Below are 25,753 nucleotides of genomic sequence, written 5' to 3' on the forward strand. Positions count from 1 at the left end.
TTCGAGGTGAAGCAGGACGGCCAGCGGGCCATGGTCTACCTGCCGGGCGACGGCACGATCCTCCTGCGCGCACGTTCAGGTACGGACATCACCAACGCCTACCCCGAACTCCTCCCCCTCGCCGAAACTCTCGGCACACGCAGCGCCGTGCTGGACGGAGAGATCGTCGCGCTGGACGATCAGGGCCGCAGCGACTTCGAGCGCCTCCAGCAGAGAATGGGCCTCGCCGGCACCCCTGCCAAAGCCGCGCGTGTGGCGGCCCGGGTGCCCGCGCACCTGATGCTCTTCGACGTCGTACACCTCGACGGCCGGCTCCTGACCCAACTGCCGTACGCGGAGCGACGGGAACTGCTGGCAGGTCTCAGGCTGGCCGGGCCCGCCCGGTCGACGCCCGCGGCGATCACCGGGCACGGCGCCCAGGCATGGGAGATGGCCCGAAACACGGGACTGGAAGGGCTGATCGCGAAACGGCTCACCTCCCGGTACGAGCCCGGGGCACGCTCGAAAACCTGGGTGAAGATCAAGGTCCACCACCTCGCCGACGTCGTGATCGGCGGATGGGTACCCGGGCACGGACGGCTGACCGGCCGGCCCGGGGCGGTTCTGGTCGGCGAGCGGCACGACGGATTGCTGCACTACGCGGGCAGCGTCGGCACCGGCTGGAGCCAGGCAGAACGCACCCGTCTCGCCGAAGTTCTCCAGGCTGCGGCCATCGACACCTGCCCCTTCGCATAGGTCCCGCCGATAGCCGGAGCTCGGTGGGTACTCCCCCAGCTCGTCGGCGAGGTCCGGTACACCTCCCGCACCCGCGCCGGACGCCTGCGCCATCCCTCCTGGCACCGGCTACGCCCCGACCTCACACCCGACGACCTGGCATGAGAGTGCGCTGGGCGAGCGCTGCACGTGTGTTGTGCACGCAGGCCATCCGTCTCACCCACCGTTGGGCTGGTTCAGTCGATGGAGTTCTCGGGTGGGGGCCACGGTCCGTCGAAGGCCGGGCCACAGTCAGGGGGCAGGTGGGCCACTACCAATGCAGCCGCCTCCTGCGGTGTGAGTGACTCTCCCAGGACACGCTGCGGCACGCCCAGCGGCGCGTACACGATGCACGATGTCACGTCACCCACGATGAACGGCAGGTCGTTACTCCACGGAAACTGCGTGTTCCGGTGGAAGTTGAGCGCCCCGTGACTCGGAAAAGGGAACAAGGCCCGCAACCGCGGTTCGGCGTAGGCGGCCTCTATGACCGCGGGCTCCCCCCGTCGCGCCCCGGGATGCCGCTCCAGTATCCCCCGCCAGGTCTTCTCGACCACCGTCTCCTCAGCCATCCCGCGATCATGACGTCCGCACCCGGCCAGGACAACCCCCCCACCTCGACAGCCAAACTCCGAGCCCAGCTCGTGGAGCTCTCCCGAGGATCAGTAACCGAGGCATGTCTCGTCGTGGGATACGAGGGCGGTCAAGGTTCAGCGAGACGGGACAGCGACCGGCGAAGGGCGGCGGCGGTCGCAGGAGGCGGGGAGCGCTCTGCGCAGAGGCAGGCTTAGCTTCGGATTGAGCGTGGGGGCGGAGCGCGGTAGGGCGAAGGTAGCCTCAGCCGAACTCGGAGGCTTCTCCCCTGCGGCCCCTGAACCGAGGTAAGAAGCCCACGAGTTCGGCATGCGTACAGGGAACGTGGGTGCCGCTTCGTGGCGCGAACCCGCCGTACGTACCGATCCCCCGCTCGGATCACCAGCGCCTGTTCCCGTCCGCCGCCGTGAGTTCCCAGTAGTGCGTGGTGCCAGATCGAAAGGAAGCACGCCACCTCTCACGCAGGAGTCATTGACCCTGAGGAGGGGTACTTCATCGGGCAGACACTGAGAGTGGCACCACACCGGTCTATGCCGGTGCCTGTGTCTGCCGAGGAGCGATTCGCTGTCGGCGCGGACGTTATACGTCCGAGCGCAAGCCTGCGACAACTTGATGAAGGATGTCTGCCAGCGAGCTTCGTGCTTTGGGAGCGAGGTTCCCGCGCATGTCTGCTGTGACGGCCTCGACCCCAGTGCTGCGCTGGAAGTAGCGGAGAATGAAGGCACTTCGCTGCTCGTCGTCGAGCTGATCAAAGGCAGCGTCCATGAGGGCCTCGCCCTGCTGCCGAGGTTGCGCAAGGGACGAGATGGCCTCGTTCTCGCCGGACTCTGGGCCCCCGTTCGAGGGTTCGACTGCGGCGTTTTCAGCGTTCGGAGCGTCGACTTCGTGAGCGCTGTCCGAGGCGGGCGTCATTACGTCGTAATGATCTTGGGCCGGAGGAGAAGGGGCAGGGATAGCCGGAGTCTTCGTGACTGCGTTCCCCTTCGAGGCCCTCTGCCCCTTCTCCTTGAGTCGGCGGAGGTGCTCTTCCTGCTCTTCGGGCTTCTTCTTCCCTACTCGCCGCAGTAGTGCTGCGGACTCCTCACCGGACTGCAGCTTTTCTTTGAGTTCCGGGGTCAGGCTCAGAAGCGCCAAGCGCTGTGACACCCACCCCTGTGACCGGTGGAGGCGTGCGGCGAGAGCTTCCTGGGTTTTGTGGATCGCGAGAAGCCTCTGGAGGACCTTCGCTTCGTCGAGCGGGTCCAGGTCTTGCCGGTGGACGTTCGCGACGAACGCGGATTCGAGGATTTCATCGGGGTTGCTGCCGAGCTCATCGTCCAGCATCACCTTAATCTCGGTAAGGCCCGCCTCGCGTGCAGCGGCGAGGCGCGAGTTGCCGTCGATGACGACGTACTTGGTTCCCTTCTCCAGGTCGTCCTTCCGGTCAGGATTGCCCTCCAGGTAGGCGAACCGGCTCATGATGCTGATGGCGGTCTTCTGCTTGTGGTCTCGGAGGCTGGCTCCGAGGTCGGTCAGGTCACCAAGCTCCTCCCGGGGGTTGTCGGGATTGAGGCTGATGACATCGACAGGGAGCTTGAGCGGCGGGGGAGCGCCTTCGGTGGGAGCGGTGGAGGCGGCTTCGATCGCGGCGCGACGGGCGCTGATGCCTCCCCTGGCCTGGCCGAAGGATGCGCTCGCGCGCAGGGTGTCTGCCTTGCTCATGAGATCTCCCTGGTGAGTGCGCGCATGCCGACGGCCTGGTCGCAGCGGGGCGCGTAGGCGAGGAGGGGGCGCTTTACGCGGACGGCTTCTTTTTGCTCCTTGAGGTCTCCGATGACGCCGACGACCCGCGGGTCCTTTATATCGATCCAGGACTGGAGGGAGGAGGTAGCGATGTAGCCGCGGCGGGCGTCGTAGTGGTTGACGACGATGCCGAGGTAGTCGAGTTCGAGGTCCATGTCGGCGCGGAGGTCCTCGATCTGGCCGGTGAGGAGTCCGTATGCGTCGGCGGAGCTGTCTTCGGCCTGGACGATGATGAGGATGCCGGAGTTGCCGGGGACTTCGCCATCGCGGCGGCGTCCGTAGTAGGCGGCTGCGTCCATGCTGAGGCCGAGGCTCGGGGGGCAGTCGATGATGATGACGTCGTAGTCGCCTTCGACCGTTCCGAGGACGCGTTCGAGGGCTGCTTCGCGGGCGCGGACGCTGGAGAGCTTCACGTCGAGGAGGAACGCGTCGGTGCACGCGGGCAGCAGATGCAGCCGGTCGCCGAAACGTGGGTCCTCGATGGAGACGATGAGGTCCTTGAGGTAGCCCTTGGCCTCCCCGGCCATGTGCTTGGTGAGGGAGTCGCCCTCGATGGGCAACGGGTCGTGACCGAGCTGGTTGGTGAGGTGGCACTGCGGGTCGAAGTCGACGAGGAGAACGCGGAGTCCGAGCCCGGGGAGGTCCTCGTAATCGAGGGGGGAGGCCAGCCCCTTATTGGGCTCGACGAGGGCGGCGGCGAAGTGCTTGGAGATGCGAACGAGGTGCAGCTGGTCGCTGTCCTCCGCGAAGGCTTCACCGACGCCGGCGGCGAGCGCGGTCTTGCCTACGCCGCCCTTCTGGTTGCAGATGACGATCCGCTTGGGGTGCTCCGGCCGAACGACACCGGGGGCGGGGTTGGTGTCGAGCCAGAACTGTACGGACTGCGTGAGCCCTTGGATGAGCGAAACCCCGCGGGAGGTACAGGCCTCGCGGAACTCGTCCCACTGGCCTGGCGGAAGGAACGTGGCGAACGGCTTCGCTCCTCCTGTGTCGGTAGCAGGGAGGTTCGCTCCGAGCCGACGCCACGCGGTGATGCCTGCTTCAACAGCATGCTGAATGTCGGTGCCGTGCTGCGCAGCACGGACCTTCAGGCGCTGCTGCAGGGCAGGGGGCAACTTGGAGACGACCTTCTCGCGGTCGCCTGCGTCAGACGAAGTCATGCACATACCTTACTAACGCAATAGATCGACTTCAGCACTGGCAGGTTAGTTACTACCCCGAAGGAGCCATCAGCGCGGCAGTATTACCGCGTAATACCGCGGCCCCACGCACCAAATACGCCACCCCTCGAGCAGCAAAAGGGCTGTGCGCCCCGCTGACGGCCCCGCAGCTGACCCCGCATCCGATCACCCCGGGCATGCCGAGTTCAACCGCCTATACCCCCTTCCAGCCGTTCACTTTTGCGCTAGAAGTCGCTTTTGCCGGAACAGTAACGTGTCCCACTGTCCTGTCGCATCGAAGGTTGATCAATCTCAGCGAAGGCTGACGACAGGGAGGCCGTCTCACTGAAGTTTGAGCGCGCAGGTCAGAGCGTCGCCTGGTCCGGTGGGGTGTCAGCTGGACGCGACGACAGGCCGTTCTCCGCCTCCCACTCTCGGACTGAGCGCGCGGTCTCCAGTAGATAGGCGACGTGCATGCCCTCGGCACGAGCCGTGACGCGAGTCAGCGGCGCGAAGGTGTGAGGCAGAACGTCCAGCAGGCTCATCACCCGCTCACCGGACCGCAACTCGATCAGCAGCTCGCAGCGCAGTTGCCGCGGGATCTCAGGGCGATGCAGCAAGGTGTTCCACAGTGCCGGCCACAGGTGGTGCACCCCATCAGGAGCGGCGTTGGCCACGATCCACGATGGCGGCAGCCTCTGGTTCAACTCCAGAACCAGAGCGTCCTCCTCCAGACTGAGCAGCGTTGCCGTGTCGATGACCTTGACTTCCCGGGGAACGGGCGGATCCAGCACGACCCCATAGTGCCCAACGCTTCGTGCCGGGCGTCAACCCGCTCAACCTTCGATGAGACGCGCTCAACCTTCGGTGAGACAGAACACCCACCACCGCTGCCTGCTGGAACCATCAAACAGAGGCCGCTGTCCTGTGACAATCGATCTTCCTCTTTGTCAGTGAATCTTGCTCAAACCCACTCTGTTGCCACTACGGTTTCCTCGGTACGTGATTGCTCAGACCGGGGATGTGGGCTCGTGGCCGGAGACGGTGTCATACCGCTGGTACATCTGGACTCGATCGACGAGGTCCGGGCTGTGCACAAGATGCTGTTCGACCGAAAGTTCGACGGCCAGGAGGATGTGTACTTCGGGAGCCCGTTCATAGCTTCGGTCCAGCACAAGCTGGTGGACGCGTTGGCTGCGGCGGAGCCGGCCAAGAACTGGGCCGCTTGGCGTGACGCGGCCGGGCACCCGGAGAAGGTGGAGATGATCCGCAGCCACCTGGCCGGACTGGGCGAGTGGTGGACAGTCACGTCCGTCATCAAGCGGGAGGCATACGTCCGCGACCTGCTCGCGCCGCTGCGGGTGGATGACGAACTGCTGGGCGAGCTGATCCGGTGAGCGCCGTGGCTGCATCGGAGCATGAAGCGGCCGGAGGTGGGTTCACGCTCCGCTTCGGCGGTACTGGAGGCCACGAGCGGGTTGCTCCGTTGGCTCAGTGCCACGGGCTGGCGTGGGAGGAGGCAACTCCGGTCCGGACGTTTCGTTGGTCGCGCGGACTCGGGCATTTCCCAGGCTGGTGGTGGGCCGCATCGACTGGACGTCATGTGGGGTTCGAGTCGTGGTTGGAACAGGACCGGCTGATCCTTTTGGACTTCGATCCGGATGTTGTGGGGATCGCTTCGCAGCCGTTCTGGCTGCACTGGCACGACGGGAAAGAGAAGCGGCACCATGCCCCGGACTATTTCGTACGGCTTGCCGACGGCCGTGCTCGCGTGGTCGATGTCCGGGCTGAGGACCAGGTCGACGAGCGGACCGCCGAGGCGTTCGCGGCCACCGATCTGGCCTGTTCGGCGGTCGGCTGGGAGTTTGAGCACGTCGGTGCCCCGGACCCTGCGCTGATGGCGAATCTGCGGTGGCTGGCCCGCTACCGGCATCCGCGCTGCGCCGGCAGACCTGAGATCGCAGCCCGGTTGCAGGAGATATTCGCAGTGCCGACGCCGTCACTGACGGGAGCTGAGGACGCCGGGGACCGGGTGGCCGTGTTACCCGCGCTGTTTCACCTGATGTGGCGGCAGGAACTGGTGGCCGATCTCGTGCATGAGCGGCTGGGCCCCAGCACACTGGTGCGGGCCGCTGGATCGGTTGGGGGCTCGTGGTGAAGGCGGAACGTCGGCCGAGGCGGCCTGTCGGGGTGTCGATCGGTGATCGAGTACGAGTGGCCGAGGTCCTGCACACAGTGATCGCCGTGTCCGGCACGACCGTGCGTCTGGCGGACACGGACGGTGTGGTCACCGACCTCGGCCTGATCGAGTTGTCGGCTGCCGAGGATTTCGAGGTGGTAGGCGCGTCGTCGCGGACACCGGTTCCGCCGGCGACGCCGTTGGAGGGTCTGCCGGAGGCAGTGGCGGCGGAGGCGCTGTGGTGGGAACAGCACATCGTGGAGGTGTTGCGCGGGGTTCCGCCGCAGGCACCTGCCGGCACGAGGCCGAAGCCGGAGTACGACCCGGCGGTGGTGTCGCTGACCCGCCGTGAGCAGGCCAAGGCGGCGGAACTGACCGCTGCGGGGAGGCCGGTGACGGCGAGCGCGATCACCAAGCGCCGTCGGCGCGCCGCCAACGCGCCCATCTGCGACGCACCATCGGCACCCCGACCTGCGAATACTGCGGGATCGAACTGCCCAGGACCCCAGGGAAGAGCACGCCGTCCTGGTGTTCCCCCCGCTGCCGCCGGATGGCGCACCGCCAAGGAGTCGAGCGGCTCCCCGAGCCACCGGCCCCGACCGCCTCCCCGGCGAAACTCTGCACGAAGTGCGGCGAGATCATCCACCGCATCCCCATGAGCCGCCGCGGCCCGGTCGACTACTGCCAGCGATGCCGAGACCAGGACTACCTCCAGCGCCACCAGAACCCCGCCCAACCCCTCGCCGGCCACAGCGTCCCCACGGGCCCGACATGCGGCTTCTGCCGCACCCCCATGCAGCCGGCCTCAGCAGCCCGACGGTGGTGCTCGCACGCCTGCCGACAGGCCGCCTACCGAGCACGGAAACTCGGTGAGCTCCCGGCGACAGCTCTCTCCCGTCAGAACCGAGCGACCTGAGGCACCAGCGCCCGGTTCGACGAAGAAGCCTGCGTTTCGCTGGACCTTCTCAGTGTGTTACGGACCAATCGGCACTGACCTGATCCGCTACGGAGAAGCCGGTTTCGCAGTCCGGGCACGTCGCATCGCCGAAGACGTAGGTCATCGCGCTGGCGACGTCTTGGTGCCCGTCGGCGAGGGCGATGTCGTGGAGCCGGCGGCCGATGCCATCCATGGCTGCAGGGCTGGCGGGACGCAGGGGCCTCGTCTCGACGTCATCCTCCGACAGCGCGTAGTCACCGCTCGTGGAGAAGAACCCGCGCTCGCCGATGACGATGATGAACAGGTTGGCTTCGCAGCCAGGGCAGGAGACCTCGTACTCCTCGTTCACGAAGCCCCAGGCGAGGTCTTCGCCCCAGCCCACGACGCCTTCGAAGCTCAGCATGGATTCCAGGAGATAGGCGTACTCGTTCCGATCGGACGATGTCCGGAGGTGTTCGTTCACCACTACCAGCAGGGTCTCGACCTCCGCAGCGTGCTGGGCACGGACGTCGCCGGCCCCATGCGGCTGGTCAGAGCCCGCCAAGATCGCACCCGCCAGGTTCAAGGCGCTGACCGCCTGCTCCCGGTCATCGCGGCCGGCTACGTCGGCCAGCCATGGCAAGGCCGCGAAGCTGGCCGAGTAGACACTGCCTTGATGGCAGAGCGCCGACCACAGATCGTTCCAACGCTCGGGGCTCGGCTCCGAAGCGATCTGATCCAGCAGCACCGGTATGTCTTCCGCCGAGCCGTAGGCATGGCTGAGTTGCGCCCAATCCGTCATGCCGGAATCCAAGCAGGTCAGTCCCATCCGCCGCGACTCCGGCCTTCGGACAGGGAAAGCTTCTGACCTGCACGGTTAAGGTTCGATGTCGCGAAACCGGTAGTCATCACGCTTCGATGGCAAACGAACAAGATCCGATGGCAGAGGACATCCAGCAGCCCCCGAGAAACGGACAAACAAGGGCAGAATTCGGGGCGACGTGACACGTAAGAGTTGACATCGCGAAGGAGCGTGACAGTTACCCCCCGTCAGCGTGACACCGGTTCCGGAGGGCCTGCCGGCGATCGGCCGGTGGTGGGGCCAGCCTGCTTCTCCCAGGCCGTACGCCAGGTCGTCAGCTCGTCCTCGGTGTACCGGACGGTCTGCCCGTCCAGTACGCCCTCGGGCACCGCGATGAAACGCTCTCGGGAGCGTTTCAGGTAGGTGCGCATGGTCGACGCCTTCCACGGCAGGATCCCCTTCTGCCACGCCTCCTCCAGGGAGTACCGGATCGGCACGGGGTGGTCGAAGGCGTCGTCCGCCGACAGTGGCTGGCGGATCAGAGGCGCCGCGTCGGCGGCCTGCTGCGGCAGGGCCGGGCGGCCGGGCGGGACGACGGGGCCTGGTCCGCACACGTGCGGGCGCTCCTGTTCGAGCAGCGGTTCCATCCCGGCCAGGATCCGGCGCAGGGGCGGGCCCGGGGCACCGGCCGCGAGGGCCTGCGCCGCGAGTTCGGCCACGGTGGAACCGGCGGTACGCAGGCTCGTCACCCTGCGGTTGCGCACCTCCACCGCGGCGGTGAGTTCCTTGAGTAGCTGCGTCCAGTCCATACCCGGCACAACGCCCACACCGTGGCGAGGTGACGGCCGGTGATGACCTGTGGGCTTTACCCCTCAGACCCCCAGGTCTTCCTCGAAACCGCCTCCACCTGGGGATTCGCCCTGCCACCCCCCAGAGGTTCCGGGCCATTCGGGCATTTCTGGCCCCAGCCCCCAGGTGTCCCCCCAGAGACTTCGGGAGCTGGGGGATTGCGGAGAGTGAGTCAGTGAGCCTCGGGGCGGGCGTGGGCGAGGTGCGCGGCGAGGGCTGCGGTGGCTTCGGGTTCGGTGGTGGCGAGCCGGGCCGCGAACGCCAGCTGGCCGATGTCGGTGCCGGGGACCAGGCGGGCGAGTTCGGCGAGCAGCGCAGCGTGCGCGAGGACCGGTGGGGTGAGAAGGCCGGCGGCGGCTTCGCGGGCGGCCGGGTCGCGGTAGTGCCCGAGGCGGCAGGCCAGGGCGCGGGCGAGCCAGGCGTCGACGTCGGCCTGGATGTAGCCGCCGGCGCGGCGGGTGAGCTCGTCGCGTACGGCTTCGTCACCGGTACGGGGCTCGGCCTGGTCCAGGGTGCCGAGCTCGCGCAGCGCCTGGAGCTCGTCGGCGCGGGCCGCGATCCGCATCGCTTCACGCAGCTCAGCCTCGCGGGCGGCGGCGGCCGCGGCGTCCGCGGCGAGCTCGGCCTGGACGACGTCGTCGGTGTCCGGGTCGTAGACGGTGCCCGGCGGCGCGTCGGCGAGCAGCCGGGCGATCCGCTCCCACTCGCCGAGCTCCGCCGGGCCGCGCTCATCACCGGCCAGGTCCTCGTGCCTCGAGTTCTGCCGGGCGTCGAACCGGGCGACGTCCAGGGCGGCCGCGGCGGCATCGGCGTTCATGCCCCGGGCGCGGCGCCGTACCCAGCGGCGGCCCGTACGGGCCGGATCGAGCGGCTCGCGCGGCACCGCAACCCGCGATGCGGCCGCAGGGCGGCCGGTGCTCCGGGGCGGCCAGGACGGCAGGGGCGTGGTCATCGTCAGCCTCGCATTTCAGGGTGCGAATTGAGGGCGGGCCGCCGCCAGAGCGCTGTCCGGCGACCCGCTGAAATGAGCCGAAGCTCAGGAGTTGTCACCAGTGGGACCGGCTGAGCTGGCGAATGGGGACGGTCGAGGCAGCCTGGTTGTCACCAGCGAGGCATCCGACTTGTCATAGACGCTCGTTCAGCAGTCTTTCTGTCACCAGAAACGAAGATCGGGAGCCTGAGGTTCTCCACGGCGCTTCGATGAGGTCGTGGCCGTTACACGTGCTGGGTCGGGAAGGGTAGTCGAAGCCGCTGACAGCGGGGCTGTCTGGTCGCATCAGTGCAGCTGGGAGGACCTTTTCGTGCCGACGGACGACGATGCGGGCAGGTCCGGTCTGGATCTGGGCGATGGCTGGACGAGACGGTGGACGGTCTCGTGGCGGGCCGGTGGGGACGATGCGTCCTGCTCGGTGCACGATCTCGTACAGGAGCCGGTGCTCACGAGCGACCCGATGCGGCACTTCACCTGGCGCCGGGACCAACGGCACCGTCCTGGCCTGCAGTTCTTGACCAGTACCGGCCGTCACCACGGCGCGGAGAGCCTGGAGGAGAGCCGGGTGCTGCTGGCCCTGGACTTCGCCGGCGACGTGGTCGACGTCGTCTCGCAGTCGCTGAAGATCTCCTTCGGGACCTGTGGGAAGCGCCGCGCCCACACCCCTGACTACCTGGCGGTGACCCGCCGCGGCGTCTGGCTGATCGACGTACGCCCCGAGCCCCTGATCAAGGAGGCGGACCGGGAGTCGTTCGCCGCGGCCGCCGAGGTCGCCGTCGCCTGCGGCTGGCGCTACGCGGTGGCCGCCCGCTGGCGCGAGCACGCCTTCGCAGGGCTGGACGCGATGGCGTCGCGGCGCCGGCTGAGGGCCGATCCGCTGGGGCTCCGTCCGGTGCTGCTCGCCGAGGCCGAGGGTGGACGGAGGTTCGGCGAGCTCGCGGCGGCGACGGGCTGCGAGCCGGTCGCCCGGGCCCAACTGTTACACCTGCTGTGGTCGAGGCGGCTGGGCGTCGACCTGGCCGGCCCGCTCCAGGACCGCTCGCTTGTGGTGCCCGCCGGGGAGGCGGGCCGGTGACCGCGGCGGCGGTGCTGGACCTTTCCCCCGGCACCGGGCTGGTGCTGGACGGGACGGAGTGGACGGTTGAGCGCCGTGAACCGCACCTGGGCCGGGTGCAGTTGGTGAAGGACGACGGCACCCGCGAGCGGGTGACGTTCCGGTTCCTGGCCAACCATCCGCAGTGCCGGCCGTCGTCGCGGACGTCGGCGGCGGGGGCCGACCGGGGCCGCCAGCGCAAGGCGTCCGAGGACCTGAAGGCGGGCCGGCTGGAGCTGACCGAGCTGCGGATGGCCCACCTGCTGGAAGTGGCGACCGGGTTCCGCTCCGGTGACCCGTTCCACCCTGGCCCGGGCGAGCCGCGAGCCGAGTACGACCCGAGGAAGACGACGCTCACCGAGCGCCGGCACGCGAAGGTGGCGGGCTCGCGGCCCTGGACCCTGCTCACGCGAAGCTGCTCGGTTTGGGCTCGGTCGGCTACCGCACGCTGATCCGGTGGGAGAACGCCCGCCGTCGGTTCGGGCTGGTCGGTTGCGCGGACGACCGCTGGCTGCGCCGGAGCGGCGGAACCCGCACGGTCTCCGGGGAGGTTCGGGAGGCGGTCCTGGCGGGCCGCGAGGAGACGAAGCGGATGGCGAAGGTGTCGATGCGGACCAAGGACCGCATGATCCGCCAGTACGTCCGCGAGGAGTTCGGGCCCGAGATGAAGGTGCCCAGCTACGACACCCTGCGCCGGCTCTGGCAGGAGTGGTTCGGCCCCGGCGGCGCCCGGCAGCGCTACGCGAGATCGGCCGATCTGCCGGAGTCGGAGGGGCACGTCCTGGTGCACCGGCCGGGCCAGGTTGTCGCGCTGGACACCACGGTGCTGCCGGTGATGGTCCGCGAGCATGTCTTCGGCGATCCGGTGAAGATGCACCTCACCCTGGCTCTGGACGTTTGCACGCACTCGCTGGTCGCCTTCCGGCTGACGCTGGTCTCCGACACCTCGGTGGACGTCGCGATGGTGCTGCGGGACGTGACGATGCCGCTGCCGATGCGGGCGGACTGGGGCGAGGACCTGGAATGGCCCTACCCCGGCCTGCCCGCCGCGGTGGTGGCCGAGTTCGCCGGGCACGCGGTGGCCGGCCTGCCGTTCTTCACCCCGGAGACGGTGACCACCGACCACGGATCGGTCTATCGCAACCACCACCTGGTCGAGGTCGAGCGGGTGCTCGGCTGTCAGGTCCTTCCCGCGCGGGTGCTGCGGCCGACCGACAAGGCCGCCGTCGAGCGGGCCTTCGGCGTGATCCGGCAGCTTCTGTTCGAGCACCTGGTCGGCTACACCGGCGTCGACGTCGCCGACCGCGGGGCCGACCCGGCCGCGGACGCGGTGCTGACGGCCGACCAGCTCGAGCACGTGATCGCGACCTGGATCGTCGCCGTCTGGCAAAAGCGCAAGCTGGGCGAGTACGCCCCGGCCTGGGATCCGGACGGCTCGCACAGCCCGAACTCGCTGTTCGCGGCGTCGTTCGCGCAGACCGGCTTCGCGATGGACATCCCCTCCCCGGAGCTGTTCTACGAGCTGCTGCCCGCCCACTACGTCCGCATCGACAAGCGCCGCGGGGTGAAGATCCGCGGACTTTGGTACGACGACATCGACGTCCTGCGGGACTACCGCGGCGAGCTGTCGACGCGGGGCGGCAAGCACAAGGGCAAGTGGCTCATCCGCCGCGACCCGCGGGATCGGCGCCAGGTGTTCTTCCAGGACCCGCTCAGCCATGCCTGGCACCCGCTGCCCTGGACGGGCATGCCCCGGGCCGGGCAGATGCCGGCGTTCGGGGACGCGCGGGCCAGCGCCCTGCTCGCGAAGGCCGCGGCGGCCGGGCTGAAGCCGAAGTCGGACACCGAGCTGCTGCCGGTGCTGCTGGAGCTGATCGGCTCGAACATCCCGGTCAGCAAGTGGCCGACCCAGCTGAAGAAGTCCCAGCGCATCGAGCACGCCCGCGAGACGCACCAGGCCAGGGCCGCGCAGGCCGACCGGCCGCCGAGCACGGCGGCCGCGGCCCCACCACCCGCCCCCGCGCCCGATCCCGCTGGGGAGGAGACGGCGACGGTGCTGAGCTGGCCGGGCCGGGCCCACCAGACGCAGGAAGCGGTCGCCGGGGAACGGCGCCGGCGGCGGGAGGCCGTCCGGCCCGCGCCCGTCCCGCCGCCCGAGCTGGGGCACAGCTTCCGGGCCCGCAGCGTGTTCGTCCTGCCCGAGGACGACCTGGAGGAGGACCGTGGTGGACCAGACGACGCCGGATGAGCACGCGGTCGTCCCGTTTCTGCGGGCTGGCCCGCCGCCGGACCGCACCCGATGGGAGGGCTGGCAGCAGTGGCGGAAGATCCGCGGCACCTTCGTGCCCGCACCGCCGCTCACGCTGGCCGAGTACCAGAGCCTGAGCCCACGGCGCCAGGCCCTGCACGACCTGCACCGCACCGCGACGCACGTCAACATGCGGCTGCAGGAGACGCCGATGAGCGCGCGGGTCGCGAACCTGATGCGCGGCCGGCTGCAGAACAACGCGGTGAAGTTCATGCCCGGCACCCGCGACGGCCTGATGATCAACGGCGGCGGGTTCCAGGGCAAGACCGAGACCGCCTGCGACGCGGCCGCGTCCTTCGAGGACGTCTGGCGCGAGGTCCACCACCAGCTGCTGCCCGGCCCCACCCCCGGCACCCGGGACGTGTTCGTCCCCGTCGCCTACTGCCGTCTGCCGGTCCGCGCGACACCCAAGGGCCTCTGCAAGGCGATCTTGAACGTCTACGGCAACCCACACCCCGGAACCCTGGACGACCTGGTCAGAGCGGTGCGGGACGCGATCCGGGACCATCACACCACTGCCCTGCTGATCGACGACATCACCCGGCTCCGGCTCCACCGCGAGGACGACCAGGACACTCTCGACCTGATCCGCGAACTGATGGACCTCAACGTCACCCTGATCCTGATCGGCGTGGACATCCCCGGCTCCGGCCTCCTGCGCGGCGCCTACGTCGACCAGCGCACCGGGCAGTGGGTCTTCCCCGACAACGGGCGGGTCGGGCGGCACAGCACCGCGGCCGCCACGCAGACCGGCCGCCGGTTCGACATGGTCGATCTCGACCCGTTCGACTACTCCACCCCGGCCGGCATCACCGCCTTCCTCGACCACCTCGCCGGCATCGAGGACCAGCTGCGGCTCCTGCGGTCCTTCAAAGGCATGCTCACCAGCGGCGAGATGCCCGAGTACCTCTTCGGCCGCACCCGCGGCGTCGTCGGCCTGCTGCGGCGGCTGATCGAGGACGGCTGCACCGAGGCGATCCTCACCGGCGAAGAACGCCTCACCCCGGAACTGCTCGCGAAGACCACGATCCACCTCGGCAACCTGGACGACCTCGATCCCGGTGCCGGCGAGGTCCCCGACATCCCGCAGAACACCGCCCCGCCCACCAAGCCCCGCCGCCGACGCGGACGCAACACGGTCCTCGACGACCGCGGGAACAGGCCGGCCGCAGGTGACTGACATGGCCATGAGCTCCGGGCGGCGGCCCTTCGGACTCAGCCTCGACCCTCTCAAGGGCGAGTCCCTGACCGGTTTCGTCCTTCGGCTGGCCCACCGCCTGCACATCTCGCCCCACGAGCTCGCCCGGCTGACCGGCCTGACCGAACAGGACCGGCTCGGTCGAGCCCGGGCATCACTCTCCACGCGGCTGACCCCCGCCGAGATCAAGAACTTCGCCGCCACCACCCGCCTGGACCCCCGCGAGGTCCGCGCGATGACGCTGGAACCTCTCGCCTCCCGTTATCCACCGGCGGCCCGCAGCGTCGCCAACGTGCGGGCCGGCAAGGTCTACTCCATGCACACGGACGGATGGCTGTTCGCCACGACCGCCCGCTACTGCCCCCGCTGCCTCGCCGGTGACGGCTCCGACATCCAGAACGCCCACGGCGGGCCCTGGCAGATCCTCTGGCGCCTTCCGGTCGTCTTCGCCTGCCCGCTCCACGAGGTGTTCCTGGAACACCTCTGCCCCAGTGCCACAAACCGGTCAACTTCAGCAGCAGAGCCCAACTGTTTCCCCGTCCTGCCGCCTCCGGAGTCCACCCTGCCCACTGCCGGCCTTCCACGGATCAGGACATCCCGACCAGTCGGCCCGGCGGGGGCACCGCTTGCGCACGACCCACTGCACCATCACCGGCCCGGCCCCGCCCTGCTCGCGCTCCAGCACAAGATCCTTCGACTACTCCGGCCGGGCGGTCCGAAACAGCCGGCACAGCAGTACTTCACCGAGCTCATCCTGCTCGCGGGACTGGTCATGATCTGCTGGCCGCGCGTCCAGCCGGTCGGCACCACCCGCCAACTCGCCGAAGCCGTCGCCCAGCATCTCGCCATCCATGAAGGAACCGACTCCCGTCCCTACCGCTCCACCGGGGCGCCCGTCGACGCGTTCGCCTGCGCCGGCCTCCTCCAGGTCACCGATCGCCTCTTGGCCGCCGACGACCTGCGCGAAGCGCTCTCCGCGCTCGCGCCCGAGGAGAACCGGACCCGCAGCGGGATTCCGCCCACCCGGCACCTGATCTGGGACAAGAACTTCAAGAAGCACCGCAGCGCATGCTCCGAACGCTTCCAGCACGCCGCCGACACGATCGTTCCCACCTTCCGACGCACCGGCAAAGGCGGACTTCGCCTTCCCTCCACCGGTGCCGGCCTGCGACCCGAACACATCCCCGCGTTCCTGCCCCAAGCGCTCGCCGAACATCACCTCAACTTCCTCTCGGCCATCGCCCCCAAGATGCGCCGACGCAGTGCCTCGGTCTTCCTCGTCCGGCGCGCACGCGGCGGCAGCCTCGACGAAGCCGCTCAGTTCCTCGGGATCAACCCCCAGGGCAAGAGGAACGGCTACACACAGCTGCTGAACTGCCATCTCCGCGCCAGCGGCACGGCCCGCGACTTCGAACAGGCCCTCGACGCCATCACCGCCGAACTCCTCGCTGGCCCTGTCATCGACTACCAGCGCCGACGTGAGGCCCTCGCCACCTGGACCCTGGAACCCGAGAGCTGGCAGCACCTCCTCGCTCGGCTCCCGGTCCTCACAAGCCACCGAAAACCCATCAGCGACGACCGCAGACGCCTGGCCGTCAGCTCCTACATCTGGACCCGCGTCACCGAAGGCGAGCCCGACTTCGCCCCCTGCCCACCGCACATCGCATTCGACCCAGCGCTACGCGCCGCCTGGACCCGGGAGCGGCACAACGTCTTCCACTGGCTCCGCAAAGCCGACCACCAGCCCTACTACGGCGCCCTCAAGCCGCTGCTCGAAGACCACGCCAGGCTCCTGGCCAAGGTGATCGACAGACGCTGAGCCTGAGCGTGATGGGCGAGGTCAGGATCGCGCGGTCCGGAACGCCAAATACCGACGGAAGGCTTCGTGGCTGTCGGGGGTGAAGCGCCACTCCAGCAGAGCCGACCGCAGCTCCGGCTCGGTCAGCCAGTCGTGCCAGGCGACCTCATCGGGATCGGGGACCACGGCGTCCGGCACCACGGCTTCGTGCACGCCGAGCCAGTGAGGGCTCAAGCCGCTGCGGTTGATGAACGTGAACAGCAGGCGCGGCAGCGCACGAATGCCCAGCTCTTCGGCCAGCTCCCTCGCGGCGGCCTGTTCATAGGACTCGCCGACATTTGCGGCACCACCGACCTCGACCTCATAGAGCCCGGGGAAGCGCGATACCTGCTCCGACCGTCGGTGGACGAGGATCCGTCCACGCTCATCACGACACACCGTCACGGCGACTCGGTGCAGCCAACCCTCCTGGATGGCCTGCCGGCGGCTGACCACCATCCCCAGCACACGATCTTGATCGTCGACACGCTCCACCAGTTCATCCACGACGCACACCCTGGCAGAGCCCACTGACATTGACGCTTCCCTGAGCCCGCAGAGGCTGACCCAGGAGAAATCCCGGTCCTCACACACCTGATCGACCGCACCGGATCTTCTACTCTGCCTGTCCACGTGGCCCACACGGCGCTAGCGTCAAGTCCATGATCGTATGGCTCAACGGCACCCACGGCGCAGGCAAGACAACGACCAGTGCGCTCGTCCAGCAGCTGATCCCGGACTCACGAGTGTTCGACGCCGAGAAAGTCGGCGAGACACTCATGGACATCAAGCCAGGACTGCCCGCGACGGACAACTTCCAGCACTGGCCGCCATGGCGGCCCCTCGTGGTCGAAACCGCCCGACGCATCCTCGACTACACCGGCGGAACCCTGGTGATGCCCATGACCGTCCTGGTCGAGCAGTACTGGCGCGAGATCAGCTCGGGCCTTGCCCAGCACGACATTCCGGTCCGGCACTTCGTCCTCCATGCCGACCAGGACACCCTCCGCGCGCGCATCGCGGGCGACACCGTTCTCGGCCCCAACTCCCCGTTCCGTCTCCAATACCTCGAGCCCTACGCCGAGGCAGCCCGCACGTGGCTGCACGCCGAGGCCGAGGTCGTCGACACCACGCACCTCACCCCAGCCCAGGCCGCCGGGCAGATCGCAGAGGCCGTCAAGAGTTGAGACCTTCCGGCGCCGCATCTCGCAGGTGACAACAAGACTGCCTATGTGAAAACTACCGTGCTTCGGCTCATGAAAATGTTTATAGCAGTCCCTGAATTATGTGGTGTCAGAACTCAAAATCTATCGACTGGACGTGTGTGAAATCCGCTCGCAGCCCATCAGCCCGGGTGCCCCATTCCGTGAAATACGACTCGGTGATGGCCTGGGCGACGACCGGATGCAGCTCCTCCTCTGTCGCACCGGATGCCTGGAGCTGGAGGATCTGCTGCGCGTAGGTGGGTGAGATCGCGGTAGTGATGTGCCGTTCGCGGCCGTCGCCGGAGGACCCGGAGGCGGTGAACCCGAAGTAGGCGACGACGTGCACCATCATCCCGCCGGAGGTGGATGCCTGCTCCCGTGCTTGTGCTCTGACCTGCGGTTGCCACTCGGATTCGGTCTCCTCCACCAGGGCGGCCTGGAGGCGCTTCTGCGGGGTCGTCAGCTTCCCGGCACGGTAGCGCTCCACCGTGCGGCGCGAGACACCCAGCCGTTCCGCCAGGGCCTTCGTCGAACCCTTCGCCCGCGTGAGAAGGAATTTCACCGGGGCTTTCGCGGATTTCGGCGCGGGGCGGGTGAAGACCTTCCGCTCCGCCCGTACGAGGGCCTCCAGGACCTTGCCGCAGCCCGGTGCCGACTGCTGCTGCTCGTGATCGCTCATACGTCCCAGGACGCCACGGATCACCTGTGGACAGAGGAAGCCGTCGGGCTGATGACTGGCGGACGCCGACGTTCTTGGACGGGTTGGAGCGAGGGGCGATCGGCAGGTCAGCGCCGGGTGACGGTGTAGCCGGCGTCGTTGACTGCGGCGGTCCAGACGTCGCGGTCGCACCACTTGGTGATGTTCGGCTGCAGCTCGCTGATCATCCGCATCCGCGCCTCCCAGTCGTGCCCGACGTCGCCGCGGCTGCCGTCGCAGCCGGCGCAGCCGTCCTCGCCATGGATGTGGCCGGCCATCCAGGCATTGACCGCGACGTTGATGATGACCGCGTACAGGTCGCCGCCCGTCTGGGCCAGGGAGTCCGGTACCCCGGCGAGGACCAGGGCGAGCTCGGGGTTGTCGATCGGCGGCATCGGGGCCTGCCCAGCGCCCTTCTCGCTGCTGCTCTCCTGGTAGGAGGCCTGGCTCTTCGCGAGGCGGTCGGCCGTGGCGGAGGCGTCGAAGTACCTCCAGGCGGAGCGCACCTGGATCCCGAGCCGCTCGGACACGGTCGTGATCTGCTGCTCGATCGTGTCCGCCACGGTCGCGGGGGCGAACGTCACACCACGACGGGCCAGCTCCGCGAGCGTCTCGGCAACAGCTTCCTTGAACGCTTTCGTCTTCCGCACCACCGCATCGTAGGCGAGCGCGAGCACCCGTCGGACGGCTTCAACTGCTGGCAGATGAAGCGAGAGTTGGCCAGAATCGCTGCGTCACTGGTCACACCATCACGGCATCTCCAGGAGAGGCGTATATGCCATCGATCGAGGCCTTGCTCCACCGGCGAACCGACTTGTCCGCCTTCGTAGTCCACTTCACTCGCACCACCGCGCGCGCCACCGCCAGCGAGAACCTGAAGGCGATGCTGGACGATCGCGTGATCGAGGCGCGCAGCGTCTTCGGCATGGCAGCCCGCCTTGCCGAGAAGTACGAGGTCATCGCGGATACCCAGCGGACCGTCTGCTTCACCGAGACGCCTCTCGAACATGCCTGGATGATGTGCGAGAAGATCCCCAACCGCACCATGAGCTTCAGCGGTTACGGCCTGGCGTTCACCCGCACATTCGCGCGACGCAGGGGCGCCAACCCCGTGTGGTACCTCGACATCACCACCGGCCACGACTGGCTGACCCGCCCGATCAACAACATGGTCAGCGATGTTGAAAAGGTCGCTGGCGACCCGTTCAAAGGGGGAAAGGATGCAGCGGTAGATGCGGACATCCTGCGGTTGACACCCTTCATCGAACAGATGGGCGCCCCAGCGGGGAGGCGCAAAGAGTTCTGGTGGGAGCGGGAGTGGCGCCATGTCGGTGACTTCCACTTCCGCTTCGGGAACCTGGTGGTGGTCTTCGCTCCGGAGGAAGAGCACGACGAATTCGAGGAGCACATGCGGGCGATAAAGACGAGGGGGAGACTACCCAGTCTGGTCGACGCCAGCTGGGGTCTGGAGCGGATGATCGCCGCCCTCGCCCAAGTCTCCGAGCCCGGCCCGTTCCCGGAGTAGCGCAAGCCTGGTCCACGCTCCGTCACAACCGCCCGACTCTAGGCGTGCGAGCGAGCCCCGGACCAGTGCAGGTCCGGGGCTCGCTCGCTGTTGAGGGCGCTCCGCCTAGAGGTCGAACTCGAGGTGTTCGATGTCGGTGAAGCGGACTTCGTCCAGGGAGCCGGCGCGGCGGCCGCCGTCCTGGAAGTAGACCTCCTTGAGTGCTTCGGCGGCGATCTCCTGGAGGCGGGCGTCGGACGCGCCCTGTTCCTGGGCGTCGAAGAGGCGGGCGGCGTGGACCGGGGGCAGGGCGACGGTGAGGTGCCGGATGCGGTCCTGGTCGGTGGAGCCGATCGGGGCGGTGTAGCCGAGGCGGGCGCGGGTGTCGATGATGATGCCGCCCGTGGACGCCGCCTTCGCCTTCGCCTTGGCCCTGATCTGCGGCTGCCACCGGGCCTTCACCTCACGCTCGATGCGCGCGGCGAGATCCGGGCGGGGCTTTTTGATCTGGTCCTTCACGTACCGCTCCACGGTGCGCTGGGAGACCCGCAGCATCTGCGCCACCGCCTTGGTGCCGCCGACCTGCTTCACCAGGTACCGCATCTGCGCACCCGCGCTCTTGGGTGCCGGGCGGGTGAACGCCTTCTGCACCGCCTTGTTCAGGCCGTCCCCGATCAGGCTCATGCCGGTCTTCTCCTACTCTCCGTTGTCGGCATCGGTGACGTTGCCGTCCTTGATGAACCGGGCGAAGTTCAGCTGCGGAGCCTTGAACTCCTCGCGGACTCCTTCGCCCCACAGCACGGTCTGGGTGCCTTCGTGCTTGACCAGGCCGGGGTTGATGCCGAGCTTGAACCCGCCGGGCAGCGGCTTGCCCTCCCGGTAGGGCACGACGTCCAGCGGTGAGGGTCCGTCGGCGGCGTAGACGACGCAGTCGGACAGGACCGCGATCGGGTACTGCCCGGTGAACGCCGCGTGCTTGACGATCTTGCGGTGCAGGTTGATCCGGGTGCGGGAGATGACTGCCGCGCGGATGTCGGGCCGCCATGTCGGGCGGGACAGGGCCCGCCACGGCTCGCCGGGCCGCCAGCCCTCGCCGCGGGGGCGCTCGCGGAGCTTGCCCAGGCCGCCCTTGACCGTTGCCTTGATCGCCGTGATGACGATGCCCAGCTCCGGGTCGCGCTTCTTGTAGCCGTCCATCGCCGTCAGGAAGTCCTGCGGCGACAGGTCGGCGTCGACGCCGAGGTCGGCCATGGTGGCGAGGTAGGCGTCGCGCAGCCGGGTGTACCAGCTGTCCAGGTAACGGCCGTTGTCGTACCGGACGTACGCCTCGGTCGGCGCGACGTCGTAGCCGAGCTCCTGGGCGTACGCCACGGTCGGTGTCGCGTACCAGACCGGGCCCGTGGGGCGGTCGCCCTTCGGCGTGAAGGGGGAGGGCAGCAGGCTGCCGTTCAGCTCCACCCACTCCTTGCCCACCTTCACCTTCGACAGGTCGACGTGGGACAGGTCGACCAGCCACGAGCCGGGCAGCTTCGGGTCGAACACCGGGTTCATGACCCGGGTGGGCTCGCCGAGGCCAACGGTCAGCCCGTTGGCTCCGGCGGCGAACGCCATGTTCACATCCAGGCCGACCAGGTAGCGCAGGGTGCACTCCGCGTCGGTCATCGGCCGGGCCCAGTCGTACGCCTCCTCGAACAGCTTCTCCGACGGGCCGCGCACGTGGAAGCGCGGCAGGTCCAGGGCGTTGAGCACCGGGTGCCCGTCCGGGGCCTCGCACGGGGCGCAGTCCACCGGCTCCGTGCCCAGCGAGCCGGGCGTCTTGGTCTCGGCCTGCCGCAGGGCGCCGGTCTCCTCATCCCGCACGGCGTGGGTCGGCGGGTGAAGGGCGGTCATCAGTTCCAGGCTGGTGACGGCGGTGGAACCGCGCGGCGTCATCACCCTCGACGCGTAGGTGCCCAGGACGCGGGCGAGCTCCGCCGGCGGCAGCTGTGCCGCGTGGTCCCAGAAGCGGGCGTCCAGCGCGTTCCAGGAGGGGATGCACAGCTGGACGCACTGGCGGTCCGAGCCCTTGGCCGGGCGGTAGATCCGCGCCCACGGCCCGAAGCCTCTCTTCGTGAGCTTCCAGTCGGCGCGAGCCAGCTGCTTGATGACCTTGTGGCCCTCCGGGATCCGCCCGGCGTCCCTCTCCTCCGCCGTGAGCGCGGTGGGCAGCCCGTAGCGCTCCAGGGCGGCTTCGGTGAGTACGAGCAGCGGGTCGGCCGGCCTTCCCGGGCCGGACAGCTTCGGCTGGCCGAGCTTCGCCTCCGCCAAGGTCCACTCCACCAGAGAGGGGAGGGACTTGGCGGGCACGTCCAGGACCAGGCCGCCGACGCAGTACGCCAGCACCTTCCCGTCCTCGACGTCGACGACCGCCAACGGGCCGTTCTCGAACCGCGGATCGGTGCTGCCCGCCGGAGTGCCGGCCGGGGCCGCCTTCCTCGCGCCGGGGCGGCGCGACGTCGACGACGTCGGCTTGGTGGTGTGCGCCGGCTGCGGCACGGCGGCCGGAGCGGCGGCGACGGGCGCAGGGGCAGGGGTCTGGGTGGTCTCGGTTTCGGTCATGTCCGCAGCCTCGGACGCCGTGCCTGTGGACAGCGGCCGGGCTTCGGCCGGGTGGGGGGTGCCGGTGAACGTGGCGGGCACCGGGGCGTCGGGGGCGGGCGCGCTCTCAGCAGCCGGGACCGGGGCCGGGGTGGCGGGGTAGAGCTCCGCGAGCTTGTCCAGCAGCCGGGCGTAGGCGTCGCGCTCCGGGGGGCGGGGCTCGGTCTTGCCGGACTCCCAGCCGGACACTGTGGCCCGGCGCACCTTCAGCGCGGTGGACACTTCATCGATCGTCAGGCCGTGCGCGGCACGCAGCCGTTTGCGTTCCGCCGGGGGCGGCAGGGTGGCGCGGGACGCGAGCAGGGCGTCGACCGCATCGAACAACTCGGACATGGAACACCTCCTGACCAACACCTTACCCCATGAAGCGTACGATGTGCGTACGTTTGGCGTACGAATGACGTCCTAAGTTTGTTCGGAGGGATGGGGGGCGGTCCCGGCCAGCAAAGGGCTGGAAAACGGCGCGTCACATGGAGTGCTTATGGGGAGATACGGCCGGTTGCAGCTCTGAGTGACCAGGGGGTTACGTGAAGTGGAAAGACGCGTTCGACCGCGCGATGGAGGAACTGAAGGCGATACGGGCCCTGCTGGCACCGGTCGGCCGTCTCGATGATCCGACGGTCGGACTGACCGCCCTGCACGGAGAGTTCACCCAGAGCCGCCTGAAGATCCTGGAGACGATCCTGGGAGGCATCACCGGGCTGCGTGAGGAGAACCGCGAGGTACGCCGCCGCCAGGACCGGATGATCAGCGACCTCAACGACACCCGCGGCGAACTCCGCCAGCTCCTCGAACTCGCCGACACCCTCCGCCCCCTCGCGGAGCTCCAGGCGGCGGCCGAGAACACCGGCGACGTCACCGACCCCTACCCGCCCACCGAGCCGTTGCCCGACCCGGATCCGGCAACCGGCCCGACCGCGCAGCCGCCCGCCTCACCCGACACCGACTCCCAGGGGGGAACCATGGAGTACAACGAGCACCAGGCGCAGCCCGAGCCCGAGCACGGAGACCAGGACGACGTGCTCAAGCAGCGGATCGAGGCCGCTTACCGGGGCAACAGCGCCCCCGCGGCCCCGGCCCCGCCGACTGCCGCGTCACCGTCGGGCGGCGGGCAGAAGGAGGACCCGCGGGTCAACCACGGGGTGCTGCTGCTGAAGGCGGCCGGGGTGGCCTCTGTGGACCTGGTCGCGCACCGCGACACCTGGGAGTGGCTCACCGCCCTGGCCGTCGACCACGACCACTTCCGCACCCCGCCCTCGGTCGAGGACGTCAAGGAAGGCCGCATCCAGACCGTCCTGTCCGGCCGCTCCCTCATCGGCCTGCTCATCAAGCTGTGGGAGACCCGCTCCACCACCACCCCGCTGGATGCGGACTGGGCACTGGCCACGACCGCCTACAACCGGATCGCCGCCGAACTCACCGCAGTCGACGGAGAGGGCCAGACCATCCGCATCGTCCTGGACGACGGCCTCCCCCACGAAAACGGCGACTGACACCACCCCGCAGCACAGCCGGCGGCCGTCCGTACCGGCCGGGACGGCGGCCAGCTGGCCGTGGCACAGCAGGAGTCCCTCACCGATCAGCAATCGATGAGGGACTCCGGGCGTTCAGAGCGCGGGGGTAAGCCCCAGCCGGGGTCCGGCTCCTGGCGGTCTGCGAACGCTGCGGTAGGTGTCATGGCCGGAGCGTACGCCCGAGAGACCGATGGGAACAGGCCCGGACTTCAGCTTAAGTTCACTGCCTGCTCTCGCGGACTGCCAGGGATGTTTCCACGGATGCTGCCACGGGCCGGCGGGGTGGACCCAGTTCACTTGCCTTGATCCGTCGGTGACGCCGGAAATCACATCGGACCCGTTCTGCCGTGACCGTTGTGTTGCGAGACGTTAGGGCCTGCCGGGAAATAACTTGCGTGTTCTGGCTCTTGACACTCCAGCTCGGTCAGGGTGTTCGAGAGCAGGTTATTTCCCGGCAGGCCCTTAAGGCTGACCACCTTTTCCCTTTTGGGTGAAATAGTAGGACACCATCAAGATACACGCAATGAGAACCAGAAGCCCCCAGCCTCCGTTATTGCCAATGACGATAAGGAAAATAGAGAAAGCCACTCCTATAACCGAAAGGGCGACGGTGAACTGGGCATACCTCTTGACGAGTGCCCGCTGCTCCATGGACCATCCGACGCGAGGCATATGATTCTCCTTCTTTTTCGTAGTCCGGGAGGGAGAGGCTGAAAGCCTTTCCCTCCCGGATTGCATCTATCCGCTTACGAGATTGGAAGCTATTTGCCCTGAGCTCCAGGAAATTGCATAACACCCGGCTGTGGCACCTAGAGATGCTCCCAGCGTGGGAGCAGCGGTGGCGCCGACCGCGGTTGCGCAACCTGCAGCGGCGATGCCACCAACGACCACGCCGGCCACATCACCCCAGAGGGCCTTCGTGTCTCCCTCGGCCAGGTGCGCAATTCCCGTACCCACGTCACCTATGGGACCGAGTGCGTCCGCGATTCCGCCCAGGCTGAGGAGTCCGGTGGGGTCGATGCGGTTGACGGGGTCGCCTTCGGCGTAGAGGTAGGGGTTCTGTTCCTGGCCGGAGGGGTCGGGGGTGGTGAAGCGGCCGATGTTGGGGTCGTAGTAGCGGGCCGCGTAGTGGTAGAGGCCGGTGGGGTCCTGGTAGCCGCCGGCGAAGCGGTAGGGCTGGGGGACCGTCTCGGTGGTGGTGGGGCGCTCGACGCCGCGGGGGCTGTAGCCGTACGTGTTGACCTTGGTGCCGGTCTCGTCTGTCAGGGCGACGACGCTGCCGAGTGCGTCGGTCAGGTAGTAGTGGTTCTTGCCCCCGCGGGTCATGGAGTTCAGCGTGCCCCCGGGCTCGCGGTTGAATCCCGTGTCCACTCCGGCCGTTGAGGTGGCGGACAGGCCGAGGGGCCCGTTGTGGAAGAAGGTGTCGCCGAGCTTGATCCGCTCGGACTGGTCGGTGGAACCGTACTGCCCGGCGTAGGTCTTGCCGCCGGTGGTGATCGACGTCATCTGGGAGTAGTCGGTCCATTTGACGCCGGTGCGGGTGGACTCGGGGGTGGAGGCGCCGGCGGTCTCGTTGCCGATCTTGTCGTAGGACCAGCTCGTGCTGGAGCCGTCCTTCGCGGTGATCTGCTGGGCGTCGTTGACCGTGTAGGTGGTGCCGCGCGGGCAGCCCTTCTCCACGCCCTGCGAGGTGAGGTTCCCGGCGAGGTCGTAGCAGTACTGCCAGGAGGCGTT

At 68.5% G+C, this 25,753-nt stretch carries 21 protein-coding genes and 2 pseudogenes; 10 read left to right on the forward strand and 13 right to left on the reverse strand.

Annotated features, from left to right (window positions below):
- Positions 1–879 (forward strand): annotated as a pseudogene (ligD, locus tag V9U70_RS01725) (non-homologous end-joining DNA ligase); the annotation flags it as partial.
- 71 nt (positions 880–950) lie between these two features.
- On the opposite strand, the gene V9U70_RS01730 reads toward ligD, so the two are convergent.
- The 4 genes from V9U70_RS01730 to V9U70_RS01745 all read right to left on the reverse strand — a co-directional run bounded on the left by V9U70_RS01730 (position 951) and on the right by V9U70_RS01745 (position 5,083).
- Positions 951–1,325, reverse strand: coding sequence for a DUF6193 family natural product biosynthesis protein (locus tag V9U70_RS01730; protein ID WP_336672615.1), 375 nt, complete (start codon positions 1,323–1,325; stop codon positions 951–953).
- Positions 1,326–1,926: 601 nt separating this feature from the next.
- On the reverse strand, positions 1,927–3,048 hold the full coding sequence (locus tag V9U70_RS01735) for a ParB/RepB/Spo0J family partition protein (RefSeq protein ID WP_336672616.1): 1,122 nt from the start codon (positions 3,046–3,048) through the stop codon (positions 1,927–1,929).
- Complete coding sequence (locus V9U70_RS01740) at positions 3,045–4,289, reverse strand: ParA family protein (RefSeq protein WP_336672617.1); 1,245 nt, start codon at positions 4,287–4,289, stop codon at positions 3,045–3,047. Before V9U70_RS01740 ends, V9U70_RS01735 begins: the two co-directional genes overlap by 4 nt.
- Positions 4,290–4,654: 365 nt before the next feature.
- On the reverse strand, positions 4,655–5,083 hold the full coding sequence (locus V9U70_RS01745; protein WP_336672618.1) for a hypothetical protein: 429 nt from the start codon (positions 5,081–5,083) through the stop codon (positions 4,655–4,657).
- Positions 5,084–5,320: 237 nt separating this feature from the next.
- On the opposite strand from V9U70_RS01745, the gene V9U70_RS01750 reads away from it, so the two are divergent.
- Complete coding sequence (locus V9U70_RS01750) at positions 5,321–5,686, forward strand: hypothetical protein (protein ID WP_336672619.1); 366 nt, start codon at positions 5,321–5,323, stop codon at positions 5,684–5,686.
- Between the two features lie 89 nt (positions 5,687–5,775).
- On the forward strand, positions 5,776–6,447 hold the full coding sequence (locus V9U70_RS01755) for a TnsA-like heteromeric transposase endonuclease subunit (protein ID WP_336672633.1): 672 nt from the start codon (positions 5,776–5,778) through the stop codon (positions 6,445–6,447).
- 986 nt (positions 6,448–7,433) lie between these two features.
- Here V9U70_RS01755 and V9U70_RS01760 read toward each other — a convergent pair.
- The 3 genes from V9U70_RS01760 to V9U70_RS01770 form a co-directional block, all read right to left on the reverse strand.
- Complete coding sequence (locus V9U70_RS01760; RefSeq protein WP_336672620.1) at positions 7,434–8,186, reverse strand: hypothetical protein; 753 nt, start codon at positions 8,184–8,186, stop codon at positions 7,434–7,436.
- Positions 8,187–8,434: 248 nt separating this feature from the next.
- The gene (locus tag V9U70_RS01765; RefSeq protein WP_336672621.1) at positions 8,435–8,995 is read right to left on the reverse strand and encodes a hypothetical protein; all 561 of its coding nucleotides are present in this window, start codon (positions 8,993–8,995) and stop codon (positions 8,435–8,437) included.
- A 212-nt stretch (positions 8,996–9,207) separates the two neighbouring features.
- The gene (locus V9U70_RS01770) at positions 9,208–9,987 is read right to left on the reverse strand and encodes a hypothetical protein (RefSeq protein ID WP_336672622.1); all 780 of its coding nucleotides are present in this window, start codon (positions 9,985–9,987) and stop codon (positions 9,208–9,210) included.
- A 457-nt stretch (positions 9,988–10,444) separates the two neighbouring features.
- Between V9U70_RS01770 and V9U70_RS01775 the strand changes: the two genes are divergently transcribed.
- The 4 genes and pseudogenes from V9U70_RS01775 to V9U70_RS01790 all read left to right on the forward strand — a co-directional run bounded on the left by V9U70_RS01775 (position 10,445) and on the right by V9U70_RS01790 (position 16,444).
- Positions 10,445–11,101: a TnsA-like heteromeric transposase endonuclease subunit gene (locus V9U70_RS01775; protein ID WP_336672634.1), complete on the forward strand. Its 657-nt coding sequence runs from the start codon at positions 10,445–10,447 to the stop codon at positions 11,099–11,101.
- Positions 11,098–13,367, forward strand: a pseudogene (locus V9U70_RS01780) (transposase). Before V9U70_RS01775 ends, V9U70_RS01780 begins: the two are co-directional and overlap by 4 nt.
- Entirely contained in the window at positions 13,345–14,607 is a 1,263-nt protein-coding gene (locus V9U70_RS01785; protein WP_336672623.1) for an AAA family ATPase, read from the forward strand. Before V9U70_RS01780 ends, V9U70_RS01785 begins: the two are co-directional and overlap by 23 nt.
- A 1-nt stretch (position 14,608) precedes the next feature.
- Positions 14,609–16,444 carry a TniQ family protein gene (locus V9U70_RS01790; protein ID WP_336672624.1) on the forward strand — a complete coding sequence of 612 codons (1,836 nt, stop codon included), beginning with the start codon at positions 14,609–14,611 and terminating at the stop codon, positions 16,442–16,444.
- Between the two features lie 21 nt (positions 16,445–16,465).
- On the opposite strand, the gene V9U70_RS01795 is transcribed toward V9U70_RS01790, so the two are convergent.
- Entirely contained in the window at positions 16,466–16,999 is a 534-nt protein-coding gene (locus tag V9U70_RS01795; RefSeq protein ID WP_336672625.1) for an NUDIX hydrolase, read from the reverse strand.
- A 125-nt stretch (positions 17,000–17,124) separates the two neighbouring features.
- On the opposite strand from V9U70_RS01795, the gene V9U70_RS01800 reads away from it, so the two are divergent.
- Positions 17,125–17,649, forward strand: a complete 525-nt coding sequence (locus tag V9U70_RS01800) for an AAA family ATPase (RefSeq protein WP_225638978.1) — start codon at positions 17,125–17,127, stop codon at positions 17,647–17,649.
- Between the two features lie 106 nt (positions 17,650–17,755).
- Here V9U70_RS01800 and tpg (V9U70_RS01805) read toward each other — a convergent pair whose 3' ends face one another.
- Positions 17,756–18,346: a telomere-protecting terminal protein Tpg gene (gene tpg, locus V9U70_RS01805; RefSeq protein ID WP_336672626.1), complete on the reverse strand. Its 591-nt coding sequence runs from the start codon at positions 18,344–18,346 to the stop codon at positions 17,756–17,758.
- Between the two features lie 107 nt (positions 18,347–18,453).
- Positions 18,454–19,014 (reverse strand): hypothetical protein, encoded by a 561-nt coding sequence (locus tag V9U70_RS01810; protein ID WP_336672627.1) that lies wholly within the window; start codon positions 19,012–19,014, stop codon positions 18,454–18,456.
- Between the two features lie 125 nt (positions 19,015–19,139).
- Here V9U70_RS01810 and V9U70_RS01815 point away from each other — a divergent pair, with 125 nt between their 5' ends.
- Positions 19,140–19,889, forward strand: a complete 750-nt coding sequence (locus V9U70_RS01815; RefSeq protein ID WP_336672628.1) for an abortive infection system antitoxin AbiGi family protein — start codon at positions 19,140–19,142, stop codon at positions 19,887–19,889.
- Between the two features lie 105 nt (positions 19,890–19,994).
- Here V9U70_RS01815 and tpg (V9U70_RS01820) read toward each other — a convergent pair whose 3' ends face one another.
- On the reverse strand, positions 19,995–20,552 hold the full coding sequence (gene tpg, locus V9U70_RS01820) for a telomere-protecting terminal protein Tpg (RefSeq protein WP_336672629.1): 558 nt from the start codon (positions 20,550–20,552) through the stop codon (positions 19,995–19,997).
- A 12-nt stretch (positions 20,553–20,564) separates the two neighbouring features.
- Positions 20,565–22,838, reverse strand: coding sequence for a telomere-associated protein Tap (gene tap / locus V9U70_RS01825; RefSeq protein ID WP_336672630.1), 2,274 nt, complete (start codon positions 22,836–22,838; stop codon positions 20,565–20,567).
- A gap of 194 nt (positions 22,839–23,032) precedes the next feature.
- Between tap and V9U70_RS01830 the strand changes: the two genes are divergently transcribed.
- Positions 23,033–23,998 carry a hypothetical protein gene (locus V9U70_RS01830; protein ID WP_336672631.1) on the forward strand — a complete coding sequence of 322 codons (966 nt, stop codon included), beginning with the start codon at positions 23,033–23,035 and terminating at the stop codon, positions 23,996–23,998.
- Between the two features lie 759 nt (positions 23,999–24,757).
- On the opposite strand, the gene V9U70_RS01835 is transcribed toward V9U70_RS01830, so the two are convergent.
- On the reverse strand, positions 24,758–25,753 hold a 996-nt coding region (locus V9U70_RS01835; RefSeq protein ID WP_336672632.1), incomplete at its 5' end, for an RHS repeat-associated core domain-containing protein.

Origin of the sequence: Streptomyces pratensis, from assembly GCF_037137275.1 — a bacterium.
Classification (GTDB): domain Bacteria; phylum Actinomycetota; class Actinomycetes; order Streptomycetales; family Streptomycetaceae; genus Streptomyces; species Streptomyces pratensis_B.

Bases quoted from the DNA above. Each gene is read 5' to 3' on its own strand.
- V9U70_RS01815 (WP_336672628.1), top strand. From the start codon at position 19,140: ATGCCATCGATCGAGGCCTTGCTCCACCGGCGAACCGACTTGTCCGCC.
- tap (WP_336672630.1), bottom strand. From the start codon at position 22,838: ATGTCCGAGTTGTTCGATGCGGTCGACGCCCTGCTCGCGTCCCGCGCC.
- V9U70_RS01765 (WP_336672621.1), bottom strand. From the start codon at position 8,995: ATGGACTGGACGCAGCTACTCAAGGAACTCACCGCCGCGGTGGAGGTG.
- V9U70_RS01795 (WP_336672625.1), bottom strand. From the start codon at position 16,999: ATGTCAGTGGGCTCTGCCAGGGTGTGCGTCGTGGATGAACTGGTGGAG.
- V9U70_RS01740 (WP_336672617.1), bottom strand. From the start codon at position 4,289: ATGACTTCGTCTGACGCAGGCGACCGCGAGAAGGTCGTCTCCAAGTTG.
- V9U70_RS01800 (WP_225638978.1), top strand. From the start codon at position 17,125: ATGATCGTATGGCTCAACGGCACCCACGGCGCAGGCAAGACAACGACC.
- V9U70_RS01730 (WP_336672615.1), bottom strand. From the start codon at position 1,325: ATGGCTGAGGAGACGGTGGTCGAGAAGACCTGGCGGGGGATACTGGAG.
- V9U70_RS01735 (WP_336672616.1), bottom strand. From the start codon at position 3,048: ATGAGCAAGGCAGACACCCTGCGCGCGAGCGCATCCTTCGGCCAGGCC.
- tpg (WP_336672629.1), bottom strand. From the start codon at position 20,552: ATGAGCCTGATCGGGGACGGCCTGAACAAGGCGGTGCAGAAGGCGTTC.
- V9U70_RS01770 (WP_336672622.1), bottom strand. From the start codon at position 9,987: ATGACCACGCCCCTGCCGTCCTGGCCGCCCCGGAGCACCGGCCGCCCT.
- V9U70_RS01790 (WP_336672624.1), top strand. From the start codon at position 14,609: ATGGCCATGAGCTCCGGGCGGCGGCCCTTCGGACTCAGCCTCGACCCT.
- tpg (WP_336672626.1), bottom strand. From the start codon at position 18,346: ATGAGCGATCACGAGCAGCAGCAGTCGGCACCGGGCTGCGGCAAGGTC.
- V9U70_RS01760 (WP_336672620.1), bottom strand. From the start codon at position 8,186: ATGACGGATTGGGCGCAACTCAGCCATGCCTACGGCTCGGCGGAAGAC.